The sequence below is a fragment of the Peribacillus sp. SRI_006 genome, from assembly GCF_057586375.1.
Genome location: NZ_JBYCZT010000011.1, coordinates 184,649 through 197,108, shown reverse-complemented (window position 1 = coordinate 197,108; position 12,460 = coordinate 184,649). Strand labels below are relative to the sequence as shown.

At 42.0% G+C, this 12,460-nt stretch carries 10 protein-coding genes; 7 read left to right on the top strand and 3 right to left on the bottom strand.

The window, feature by feature from the left end; all coding sequences use genetic code 11:
- Positions 1 to 4 precede the first annotated feature (4 nt).
- The 5 genes from AC2YHV_RS17625 to rlmN all read left to right on the top strand — a co-directional run bounded on the left by AC2YHV_RS17625 (position 5) and on the right by rlmN (position 4,630).
- A complete protein-coding gene (locus AC2YHV_RS17625) occupies positions 5 to 799 on the top strand; it encodes an MBL fold metallo-hydrolase (protein ID WP_063574578.1) in 795 nt (264 codons plus the stop codon).
- 271 nt (positions 800 to 1,070) lie between these two features.
- Positions 1,071 to 2,291, top strand: coding sequence for a S1C family serine protease (locus AC2YHV_RS17620; RefSeq protein ID WP_487373711.1), 1,221 nt, complete (start codon positions 1,071 to 1,073; stop codon positions 2,289 to 2,291).
- Between the two features lie 176 nt (positions 2,292 to 2,467).
- Positions 2,468 to 2,629 carry a CxxH/CxxC protein gene (locus AC2YHV_RS17615; RefSeq protein WP_065310847.1) on the top strand — a complete coding sequence of 54 codons (162 nt, stop codon included), beginning with the start codon at positions 2,468 to 2,470 and terminating at the stop codon, positions 2,627 to 2,629.
- Between the two features lie 372 nt (positions 2,630 to 3,001).
- On the top strand, positions 3,002 to 3,481 hold the full coding sequence (gene rlmH, locus AC2YHV_RS17610; RefSeq protein WP_057278267.1) for a 23S rRNA (pseudouridine(1915)-N(3))-methyltransferase RlmH: 480 nt from the start codon (positions 3,002 to 3,004) through the stop codon (positions 3,479 to 3,481).
- 81 nt (positions 3,482 to 3,562) lie between these two features.
- Positions 3,563 to 4,630: a dual-specificity RNA methyltransferase RlmN gene (rlmN, locus tag AC2YHV_RS17605; RefSeq protein WP_095678798.1), complete on the top strand. Its 1,068-nt coding sequence runs from the start codon at positions 3,563 to 3,565 to the stop codon at positions 4,628 to 4,630.
- Between the two features lie 63 nt (positions 4,631 to 4,693).
- On the opposite strand, the gene AC2YHV_RS17600 is transcribed toward rlmN, so the two are convergent.
- The gene (locus AC2YHV_RS17600) at positions 4,694 to 5,026 is read right to left on the bottom strand and encodes a heme oxygenase (protein WP_057278265.1); all 333 of its coding nucleotides are present in this window, start codon (positions 5,024 to 5,026) and stop codon (positions 4,694 to 4,696) included.
- Between the two features lie 295 nt (positions 5,027 to 5,321).
- Here AC2YHV_RS17600 and AC2YHV_RS17595 point away from each other — a divergent pair, with 295 nt between their 5' ends.
- On the top strand, positions 5,322 to 6,770 hold the full coding sequence (locus AC2YHV_RS17595; protein ID WP_283929737.1) for a DEAD/DEAH box helicase: 1,449 nt from the start codon (positions 5,322 to 5,324) through the stop codon (positions 6,768 to 6,770).
- A gap of 504 nt (positions 6,771 to 7,274) precedes the next feature.
- Positions 7,275 to 9,344 carry a catalase gene (locus AC2YHV_RS17590; protein ID WP_463501253.1) on the top strand — a complete coding sequence of 690 codons (2,070 nt, stop codon included), beginning with the start codon at positions 7,275 to 7,277 and terminating at the stop codon, positions 9,342 to 9,344.
- Positions 9,345 to 9,408: 64 nt separating this feature from the next.
- Here the strand turns inward: AC2YHV_RS17590 and pepT are convergent, their stop codons facing one another.
- Positions 9,409 to 10,644 carry a peptidase T gene (pepT, locus tag AC2YHV_RS17585; protein WP_463503177.1) on the bottom strand — a complete coding sequence of 412 codons (1,236 nt, stop codon included), beginning with the start codon at positions 10,642 to 10,644 and terminating at the stop codon, positions 9,409 to 9,411.
- Positions 10,645 to 10,785: 141 nt separating this feature from the next.
- A complete protein-coding gene (locus AC2YHV_RS17580; protein ID WP_063574584.1) occupies positions 10,786 to 12,249 on the bottom strand; it encodes an alpha-amylase in 1,464 nt (487 codons plus the stop codon).
- Between the last annotated feature and the right edge of the window lie 211 nt (positions 12,250 to 12,460).

Genomic DNA, 12,460 nt, shown 5'->3' with positions numbered 1-12,460 from the left:
ATAGATGACAATGCATTTTAGTGTTCTCGCAAGCGGGAGTACGGGAAATGCCTTTTTCGTGGAAACGGAGGATCAATCATTCCTCGTCGATGCCGGCTTAAGCGGTAAAGCCCTGGAAGCATTGTTTCAGGATATAGGCCGTGATATGTCCAAGCTATCCGGTATCCTTGTTACCCATGAACACAGCGACCATATTAAAGGTCTTGGCGTGGTTGCCAGAAAACATAAACTCCCGATATATGCGAATGCAAAAACATGGAATGCCATGGAGCGATCGATCGGTGAAATTGGAACCGAACAAAAATTCACATTTGAAATGGAACAGGTCAAAACGTTCGGCAGCCTTGATATAGAATCTTTCGGCGTTTCACATGATGCGGCAGAGCCGATGTTTTACGTCTTTCATCATGAAGATAAGAAACTTGTGGTCATTACCGATACAGGGTACGTAAGCGATCGGATGAAAGGAATCATCTCAAATGCCGATGCTTATGTATTCGAAAGTAACCATGATGTGTCCATGCTAAGGATGGGAAAATATCCATGGAGCATCAAGCGCCGGATTTTAAGTGATGTCGGACATGTTTGTAATGAAGACGCTGCCCTTGCAATGAGCGAAGTGGCCGGTGATAAGACCAAGCGGATTTACCTGGCCCACTTAAGCCTTGATAACAATATGAAGGATCTAGCAAGAATGTCGGTGGAACAGACGTTAAAGACAAAGGGAATCATCGTGGGTGAACAATTTTCCTTATATGATACTGACCCGAAAAGACCAACGGAACTTGTTACATTATAAATGAAAGGAATGGATGAGGGATACCTTGTTCATTCCTTTTTTATTTTTAAAAATTTCGATTCGTAAGTTACGAATCGGATTAAAAGGGGTATCGTTTGGTTAGAACTGTATAGGTAAAAGGAAAAGGGCTGATACTAGTCAATTTCATGTTGCCCCTTAAATTAAGCATGCTTTTTTTTAGAAAAATTTCGGTAATTGAGTATAATTGAGGGAGGATACCAAACAATAGAATTGCTATAATACATTACTAAAATGAGAGGATGGGGCGGTCTTGGGTTATTATGATCAGAATGATGAGAACCAAAATAAACGAAAAAAAAGCCATACGAGCTATTTTCTAGCAGGCTTGGGGGGCGCCATCATCGGGGCCTTACTTATTTTATTAGTCTTTCCGGGAAGCGGACTGTTAAATAACGATGAAAAAGAAAGTACAACGGAAAAATCAACGGAGAGAAGGACCACGGAGCAGTCCCAGCAAAACCTTACTCTGGATGTAACAAGTGCTGTCACCAATGCTGTAGATAAGGCCAGCGACGCAGTGGTCGGAATCACTAACATTCAGAAAACGAACTTCTGGGGTCAAGGGACCAATGCCGAGGACAGTTCGGCGGAAGCCGGCACTGGTTCTGGAGTCGTCTACAAAAAAGATGGGGGCAAAGCCTATATCGTCACGAATAATCACGTCATTGAAGGCGCTAATGAACTAGAAGTTACATTAAGTGATGGCACAAAATTGCCAGCTGAACTACAAGGTAGTGATCCATGGACAGATTTAGCTGTCATTGTCGTGAATAGTGATAAAGTCAAAACCATTGCTGAATTCGGAAAATCCGGCAAATTGAAACCTGGTGAGCCCGTAATTGCCATTGGTAATCCATTAGGCCTCCAATTCTCTGGATCGATCACACAAGGGATCATCTCCGGATTGGAGCGTACAATAGAGGTGGATATCAATGAGGACGGACAAGTGGATTGGAATGCGGAGGTCATCCAGACCGATGCGGCGATTAACCCAGGTAACAGCGGGGGGGCACTCGTTAATATGTCAGGGCAGGTCATCGGAATAAATTCGATGAAGATTGCGGAAAATGCAGTGGAAGGAATCGGTCTTTCCATTCCGATCGATTCAGTTATACCGATTATTAATGATATAGAGGAATTTGGTGAAGTGAAACGTGCCTTCTTGGGTGTGAATTTGGCATCTGTAGAAGAGATTTCCCAATACCATCAACAAAATACATTAAAGCTACCAAGAAAAGTTACATCTGGCGTTGCAATAACAGGCGTTCAAAGCAACTCTCCAGCATCCAAAGCAGGATTGAAGGAATTTGACGTCATTATTGGAATGGATAATGAAAAAATTCATGACGTTGTGGAATTACGAAAATACCTTTACAACGAAAAGAAAATCGGTGATAAAGTTAAAATCATTTATTACCGTGACGGAAAGAAAGAAACTACGGAAGTCAAACTTTCAAGCAGCGAAATTTAAATCACAAAAGGACAGGGGGAAAAAATGCCTCCTGTCCTTTCTATTTCCTTGCGCTTTTTTTATTTTTTGTTACGATTACCTGTGGATATATACTTAAATTAAAGATCTCAAGTTAACTTGTGGATAATTGGGAATAGAAGTACTGGGAATAATGAGTGGGAAAGGAGATATGAAGGATGAAATTATATTGCTGTCAGGAACACGTGGACATGGCGTTGGATGAAGTGGTATACGAATGTGAAACCTATCCTGTTTTAACGCTGGTTCCAGAAGAAAATCAGTTATCAACAACCTGTGAATATTGTCGAAACGTGGCAATATATCTAGTAGGGAACTAATATTCCCATACAAGATGTGGATAGATTTTGTGGATATGTGGATAACTTTTGTGGATAACATGTTTGTAACCTGTTCTTAACCTGTTCTTAACATTTTCCGAAGATTAAAGCGGCGGGTGGAATCGTTTAGATCCAAGCATTAGGTAGTATGAATAATCAAGATAATTGTTCGGATTGGAACTAAGTCCAGCCGAATATCTTCAATAATGAAAGTTACCGTTGCCGCTTTCAGGGGCAGCGGTTTTTATTATAAAAGCATTAAAAATTGGAAAGGATATGCTTGTTTTGCTTATAGGTCACTGTAAGGTATGATAATAGGTAGGCAAATCCAACAATTGATAGTAAAAACATAATGAAAGCTAGAGGATATATATGAAAATAACGATTATTACTGTTGGCAAGCTAAAGGAAAAATACTTAAAGCAAGGAATTGCTGAATATACAAAAAGGTTAAGCTCCTATGCTAATATAGAACTTGTGGAAGTACCGGATGAAAAGGCTCCGGAGAACCTGAGTACAGCGGACATGGACATTGTAAAGCAAAAGGAGGGTGAACGAATCCTGGCCAAAGTCAGCCCGGACACCTACGTAATAACGCTTGAAATCAATGGAAAACAGCTTACTTCAGAACAGCTGGCCACTCATATGGATCAGCTTGCCACCTATGGAAAGAGCAAGATTGCATTTATTATTGGCGGGTCGCTTGGACTTGGCACAGAGGTGTTATCAAGAAGCGATTATGCCCTTTCCTTCTCGAAAATGACCTTTCCGCATCAATTAATGAAATTGGTTCTTGTGGAGCAAATATATCGGGCTTTTCGGATAAACAGAAATGAACCATATCATAAATGATAGAGACTGATTCCGGGGGAGTTCCCCTTAATGTAATGGGTTAAAGTATTAAATCTTACTGTAATGAAAAGAGGGTAACGAATGAATAAAGAGTCCATTTATGGTTTAACATTCGAACAATTGACAGCGTGGCTTTCGGACCATGGCCATAAAAAATTCAGAGCTTCCCAAGTCTGGGAGTGGCTTTATAGAACACGTGTGACGAGTTTCTCTGAAATGACGGATGTTAATAAAGAGTGCATAAAATTACTTGAAGAGCACTTTGTCATCCAGACTTTGACTGAGCACGTCAAGCAAGAAGCAGCGGATGGTACGATCAAGTTTCTGTTTAAATTACAGGATGGCAACCTTATCGAAACGGTTATGATGAGACATAAATATGGAATTTCGGTTTGTGTCACCACCCAAGTGGGCTGTAATATTGGCTGCAGTTTCTGTGCCAGTGGGTTATTGGCCAAAAGCCGTGATTTATCCAGCGGGGAGATAGTGGAACAAATCATGAACGTCCAACTGCATCTTGATAAATTGGAAAAAGGTGATGTTGTAAGCCATGTTGTAGTAATGGGTATTGGCGAACCGTTCGATAACTTCGAAAATATGTTAGACTTTTTGAAAGTGCTCATGGACCATAAGGGTCTTGCTATCGCGGGCAGGCGCATTACTGTTTCGACAAGCGGCCTTGCCCATAAGATCTATGAATTCACCGATACTCAATTACAGGTGAATCTGGCCATCTCATTGCATGCGCCGAATAATGAGCTCAGGACGCAAATCATGAAGATAAACCGAGGCATCCCAATAGAAAAATTGATGAAATCTCTTGATTATTATTTAGAGAAAACGAATAGGAGAATTACGATCGAATATATCCTATTGAAAGATGTCAATGACCATAAAGAAGAAGCCGAGCAACTTGCCGACCTTCTTGATGACAAAAAACATCGTCTCTATGTCAACCTGATCCCATATAATCCTGTAGATGAGCATAGCCAATACCAAAGAAGTGACAAAGAGTCCGTTCTCTCGTTTTATGATACGCTGAAAAAGAGAGGCATCAATTGTAAAATCCGCCAAGAACATGGAACGGATATTGATGCGGCTTGCGGTCAGCTTAGAAGTAAACAAATCAAAAAAGCCGAAGCTAAGTAAAATTCATTAAGGAAAAACAAAAAGAGGACGCATATTTTGCGGCCTCTTTTTTGTGTGATTTCATTATTTAGCTATTTCCTTTACCGAGGCGACTTCATACGTTGTAAGCTCGCTGCCTAGAATTGGAGATTCTTTTTTTGCTTCACCGGAACCTGGTTCAGGCCGTTTATGTGCAGCTTTGAATGCATCGCTATTTCTCCAAGCCGTAAAGTTATCAAGGTTTTCCCAGTACATATTAACGCTAAGCTCATCGTGATCCGTCAAATTCTGCGTTAATAATACTTCAACTTTTACGAAGCCTTCCATCGTATCAAGTGGACCTGGTGCAGTAAATCCTGGGGCCATGACTGCACCCATCCCTTTTTTGACTCTGATTCTATTCGTTACGATTATCATAATGAGTCCTCCTTTTGGCCATCGGTTTGGAATATACACCCTTTATTTCCGCAATTTCATACATATTTTAGCATATTGAAAGAAGCGGGGTCCATTTTGATTAACTCCAATCATGTGGGCCCTGAAGACATTGTTTCAATGAAGACGGACGTTTCATTATATTGAAATAGAACTATTGAATTTGGATATTACAAGGTTTATTGGTGCATATCGCGTATAATAGAACTCTGTATAAGGAAATTACGATTATGGGAACAATAAAGCAACATACTAAACAACAAAAGAGGCTAATTATATGAATGAATTGAGTTTTACTGACTATACATTAAGCGATGAAATTGTTAGGGCATTAGAAAGCTTGGGATATCAACATCCAACCGAAGTACAGCGCGAAGTGATTCCAGTGGCGCTGAAAAAGCGGGATCTTGTCGTTAAATCGCAAACAGGAAGCGGCAAGACTGCTTCATTCGGCATACCGATCTGCGAAATGGTCGATTGGGAAGAGAATAAGCCTCAGGCGCTTATTTTAACACCGACACGTGAGCTCGCTGTGCAGGTAAAAGAGGATATTACGAATATTGGCAGATTTAAGAGGATAAAGGCTACTGCAGTTTATGGAAAACATCCATTCGCACTGCAAAAAGCGGAATTGAAACAAAAAAGCCATGTAGTCGTCGGAACCCCGGGTCGTGTTCTGGATCATATCGAGAAAGGGACATTCGCCTTGGAACGCTTAACTCATTTAGTTATTGATGAAGCGGATGAAATGCTGAATATGGGCTTCATCGAACAAGTGGAAGCCATTATTAAGGAGCTTCCGAAAGATAGAGTAACCATGCTGTTCTCTGCTACATTACCTGAAAGTATAAAAAAACTATGCAAGCAATATATGAAGGATCCTTTGGATATTGAAATCAAAGCAAAGGGTTTAACGACGGAGAAAATTGAACATGCCCTTATAGAAGTGAAAGAAGATGATAAGTTTTCCCTGCTTAGAGACGTAACCGTCACGGAAAACCCTGATAGCTGCATCATATTTTGCCGGACGAAAGATAGGGTGGATCAAGTATGTGAACAGCTGCTGGAACTGGAATATCCGTGTGATATGATTCACGGCGGCATGCTTCAGGAAGATCGCCTTGCAGTGATGAATGAATTCAGAAGAGGTGAATTCCGCTATTTGGTTGCAACAGATGTTGCTGCCCGTGGAATTGACATCGACAATATAACCCATGTAATTAACTATGACCTGCCATTGGAAAAGGAAAGTTACGTACATCGAACGGGAAGAACGGGCCGTGCCGGTAAAAAAGGAAAAGCCATTACTTTTGTGACGCCGTACGAAGACAAATTCCTTACCGAGATCCAAGGATATATCGGTTTTGAAATCCCTAAGATGACTGCTCCATCTAAAGAGGAAGTCTCCAATAAAAAAGTGGAATTCGAAGCCAAACTGGAAGCCCGTCCAAAAATCAAAAAAGATAAAAGTGAACAATTGAATAAACAAATCATGAAGCTGTATTTTAATGGCGGCAAGAAAAAGAAACTCAGGGCTGTGGATTTTGTCGGAACCATCGCAAAGATTGATGGAGTGAATGCAGAGGATATCGGGATCATTACGATCCAGGATAATGTTTCTTATGTGGAAATATTGAATGAAAAGGGACCGCTTGTCTTGAAAGTGATGAAAAATACGAAAGTGAAAGGCAAGCTTTTGAAGGTTTCAGAGGCCTTTAAGAACTAAAGATGTCGAATGAAAGAAGCGGGAAGACCGAAAATCGGTCTTCCCGCTTCTTTTTTATGGCTTGGGACAGGAACTTTTCGACCCACCGGGGGAAAATTCGACCTACACACAGATAATTCGCCCTCCCCCGAAATGATCCGTCCTCACTGAAATAGTAGTTTTTTTGTTTATGAGGAGGTTTAGATACTTTCTCCAAATTCTGTTTAACCGTCAAAACAGAGTGGTATATGAGGAAGGATAATGCGATTATTTCGAAACAATAAATACATCTGTTTGTAGAAAAAAGGGGTTTATCTAATTTTAAAACAAAGTTGATTGGAACGTAAGGTGCGGGACTCCTGCGGGAAAAGCGAGTCCAGGGGAGACCCCGCAGGCGCAAAGGCGCCGAGGAGGCTCACGGACCGCCCGCGGAAAGCGAGTGCCTGGAGTCGAAGTCAACGAACCCTGTAGACAATAAACAACGCGATTTAATCTGAATTCTTAGACATGGAGGGATTGAGTGGGATGACGAAAGCAAATGAAAGCGGAAGAATCAATGGGCAAAGTAAGCAGCGGCAGCTGGATCAATATCGAGTGGACGATAATGGGAAAAAGATGACGACTAACCAAGGTTTGCGTGTTTCTGAGGATGAGCATTCTTTGAAAGCGGGAACCCGTGGTCCAACTTTGATGGAGGATTTTCATTTTCGTGAAAAAATGACTCATTTTGACCATGAGCGTATTCCTGAGCGGATTGTCCATGCGCGTGGATCTGGAGCACATGGATATTTTCAGGTATATGAACCGATGACCGAATATACAAAAGCAAAGTTTCTTCAAGACCCTTCAGTCAAGACACCAGTATTCGTTCGTTACTCCACGGTGGCAGGTTCCCGCGGATCGGCAGACTCAGTCCGTGATGTAAGGGGATTTTCCACAAAGTTCTATACGGAGGAAGGAAACTATGATTTGGTCGGAAATAATATTCCGGTATTTTTTATCCAGGATGCCATTAAGTTCCCGGATTTAATTCATGCGGTTAAACCGGAGCCTCATAATGAAATACCTCAGGCGGCATCTGCCCATGATACGTTTTGGGATTTCGTCGCAAACAATGAAGAAACGGCACATATGGTCATGTGGCACCTATCTGATAGGGCCATACCGAGAAGTTTCCGGATGATGGAAGGGTTTGGTGTCCATACATTCCGTTTTGTAAATGAACAAGGCGTGGCCCATTTTGTTAAATTCCATTGGAAGCCTGTACTGGGAGTAAAATCCCTTGTCTGGGATGAGGCACAGAAAATTGCAGGGAAGAATCCTGATTTTCACCGCCAAGATCTGTGGGAAGCGATAGATACCGGGAATTATCCTGAATTTGAATTTGGCGTCCAAATGATTAAGGAGGAAGATGAATTCAAATTCGACTTTGATATCCTTGATCCTACTAAACTATGGCCGGAAGAACAAATCCCGGTTAAAATAATCGGAAAAATGGTTTTGAACCAAAATACGGATAACTTTTTTGCAGAGACGGAACAGATAGCTTTCCATCCGGGGCATGTTGTACCGGGTATTGATTTTTCAAATGATCCGCTGCTTCAGGGACGTTTATTCTCATACACCGATACCCAGCTATCCAGATTGGGAGGACCGAACTTCCATGAGCTACCGATTAATAGGACGGTTGCCCCCGTTCATAATAATCAGCGCGATGGCATGCACCGGATGTCAATAAATCCAGGGCCGGTCAGCTACCACAAAAACTCCCTTGCAGGCAACTCTCCTGAACCTGCTTCGGAAGGGGAAGGCGGCTATGCACATTACCAGGAGAAGGTCGATGGCAGGAAGGTCCGGCAGCGCAGTGAAAGCTTCAAGGATCATTACAGCCAGGCTAAACTATTTTGGAATAGCATGACGGAAGTGGAGAAGGAGCATATTATTCAGGCTTTCCACTTTGAAGTGGGAAAAGTGAAAAGTAAGGATGTTCAGCAGCAAATTGTCGAGATGTTCAGCAATGTGGATGTTGAACTGGCCAAAACGATCGCCATGGGAGTGGGCGTGAATCCTCCAGCCAACAAAATTGAGGTTCAAATGGACTTGGCTTCTCCGGCTTTAAGCCAGGAGCAAATGAAAGTGAACACGGCCGCAACAAGAAAAGTGGCAATCTTGGCTGCAGATGGTTTCAACGATTCAGAGGTTAATCAAGTCTTGGAATCATTTAAATCGGCAGGTATAACGGCTGAATTCATCAGTCATAATCGTGGAGTGGTTACAAGTTCTGAAGGACAGCAGGTCGAGGTGAACCAGACATTCCTGACAGCCGATTCGGTACTTTTCGATGCTGTATATGTAGCAGGGGGGCAGGGGAGTGTCGATGCTTTAATGGCATCCAAGGAACCCATTTACTTTGTTGATGAAGCCTACAATCATTTCAAAGCGATTGGTGCGGGAAAAGAAGGGGCCATGATCTTATCGAAGGCAGGCATCATTTCCAATGATCCAGCTTCAGGCATTGTAGCTGTTACGGATCAAAATAGCGGTTCTGCCTTTATCGAGGCAATTGCCAAGCACCGTCACTGGAAACGCGCTTAATATCTATTGAAAACCCCCAGACTTGAAGTCTGGGGGTTTATTTCAATAGATATTTCGTATCAAGCTACTTTGCTTTTTCTTCAAAAAGTGATGCAATGCCAACGATCACTTTAGTGGACAATATCATATTATCAACGGAAATAAACTCATATTTTCCATGAAAGTTCTCCCCGCCCGTAAAGATGTTGGGTGTTGGCAGGCCCATATACGATAATTGAGATCCGTCCGTACCACCGCGTATTGGCGAGATTTTCGGTTTTATATCGAGTTTCTCCATTGCTTCATGGGCGATATCCACGATTTCCTTCACGGGCTCAATTTTTTCCTTCATGTTGAAGTATTGGTCTTGTAATTCGAGCTGGATTCGGTTTTGCCCATATTTTTCTTTTAAATCTTCGATTACTTTTGTTATATATTCCTTGCGTTCATTGAATCTTTGGCGGTCGAAATCCCTGATGATGTAAGAAAGCTTGGTCTCTTCCACATCACCATGAAAGGAAAGCAGGTGATAAAATCCTTCGTAACCCTCCGTATATTCCGGTGCTTCTGCCGCTGGGAGCATATTATGGAATTCCATGGCGATTTTTGCCGAATTCACCATTTTTCCTTTAGCCGTACCAGGGTGAATATTCGTCCCTTTGATCAGGATTTTGGCGGATGCTGCATTGAAGCTCTCATATTCAAGTTCCCCAAGCGGGCCGCCGTCCACGGTGTAGGCAAATTGGGCACCAAAAGCATCTACATCAAACTTATGGGGTCCCCTGCCGATTTCCTCATCGGGGGTAAAAGCAACACGGATTTTTCCATGCTTGATTTCCGGATGCTTGATCAAATAATCCATGGCAGTCATGATTTCGGCAATTCCAGCCTTATTATCTGCTCCCAACAGGGTTGTCCCATCCGTCGTAATCAAGGTATGCCCTTTATAGTTCTTAAGCGAAGGAAAATCATCAGGTGAAAGAATGACATCCAATTTTTCATGTAAAGTAAGATCTTTGCCATCATAGTTGTCGACGATTTGCGGTTTTACATCTTTTCCGGTGAAATCCGTTGCTGTATCGACATGGGCCAAGAAACCGATTGTCGGAACATCCTTATTTGAATTGGCTGGCAAGGTTGCCATGACATAGCCGTTCCCATCAATTGTCACATCCTTCATCCCAATGGATTGAAGTTCCTTGACCAATGCATTTGCCAAGGTCAGCTGTCCGGGTGTAGAAGGGCATGAGGGATTTTCCTCATTCGATTGGGTATCCACTTTCACATAAGAAGTGAATCTTTCAATGATTTCATTTTTCACTTTTCCTTCAACTCCTTTTCCCCTTATCTTACCATGATTGACTGTAATGGAAAAATTATCTTTTTCCAAATCTTCTTGGGTAGTGTAATCAGCAAAGAACAGCATATCTGCAAAAGACATGCCGTTCCTTCCTATCTCTTTTTAGAGTGGATTATTCAAGGCCCATACAGATACGCTTTTTCCATGAACGGGGAAGGTAGCGAACCCATCTTCTTCAATGGTGATGTGGTCATCTCTATGATAGGTTAAATCACTCCAGATTTCACCAGCACGATGCTCGCCGACGAACATCCTTTTTTCACTGTTGTGGTCTCCATTAGAGATAATGACCGCACACCCCGAGCCTTCTAGCTCTTCAACTCCGTGCCGGACCCAGCCTATCGTATTTGGATCATCAAAGTAATCGGTTTGTTCTCCGTAAGCTTTTTCATACCTAGCGAATAATAGGCGATCCAGGATATCCTTTTTCCCAGGCACCGGAGAAGGTCCGCCGATTCCATAATAGTCTCCGTAAAATACACACGGATAACCGCAAAGTCTAAGCAAGGTAAGTGCATATGCCGATGGCTTGAACCAGTCCTTTACCCAAGACTCCAGGGATTCGTGAGGCTGGGAGTCATGGTTATCGACAAAAGTGACAGCCTCTGCTGGATTGGTTTGGACGAGGGTATCATCAAAGATGGTTGAGAGGTCGAAGTCTGTTCCTGCGTTTGAGGCCTCATGAAATTTATAATGCAGGGAAACATCGAACAAGTTGAGGTCATGATTGGTTTGCTCTAAGTAAGTTTGACAGGCTTTAACATCCGCCTTCCAAAATTCGCCGACCATAAAAAAATGTTCCTTTGTATAAGGAATGAGTTCTTGGAGAAATTCGTTGATGAATTCATAATCGATATGTTTAACGGCGTCCAAACGAAAACCATCACACTTTAACGTATCAACCATCCATTTTCCCCAGCTAATCATTTCCTTACGAACTTCTGGCAGGCTGTAATCGATGTTGGCAAACATTAAATAATCGTAGTTTCCGAATTCATCGATGACATGCTTATTCCAGTGCTTATTTTCGCCTGTGATGCGAAATACACCCATTTTGTCGTTTTCGGCATCATAGTCTGTACCATTGAAATGAGTATGGTTCCACTTAAAGTCAGAGTATTTATTTTTACGGCCCGGGAAATCGAATTTGGTCCAGCCTTCCATTTCGAATGGTTCTGAAATATCTTCCATACGGTTGTCTGGATTGACTTCAATCACCTCAAATTTTTCGGTTCCGTCAGCTCCTGCTTTATGGTTCATGACTAAATCGATATAAACGCAAAGTCCGTAGTTATGACAGGTGGCTATTGCTTGCAGCAATTCATCTTTGGTTCCGTATTTGGTACGAACGGTTCCTTTTTGGTCAAATTCCCCCAAATCGTAACCGTCATATATTCCATATCCATTATCCCCAACGGATTGCCCTTTGGTGACTGGTGGAAGCCAAACACAATCTATTCCTATATCCTTCAACTTGGAGGCTGCGTATTTCAATCTTTCCCAATGAGAACCATCTGCCTCAAGATGCCACTCAAAAAATTGCATCATCGTATGATTTCTTTTCATTCGTTTCCCCCCTGACACCGACCTGATTATTAAAAAAGTGAAACTAATGCAATCGGATAAAGTAATAATGGAAATCTTTACCCACTAAAACCAAATGATAAACAAGTGAACAACCCTCTTGATTGAGGTTCATTTACCTCTCTATTTTACTATTTTATACCAAATAAGGGTATTTTATATTGATTAGCAGTTAAAAATTAATCAAATGGGG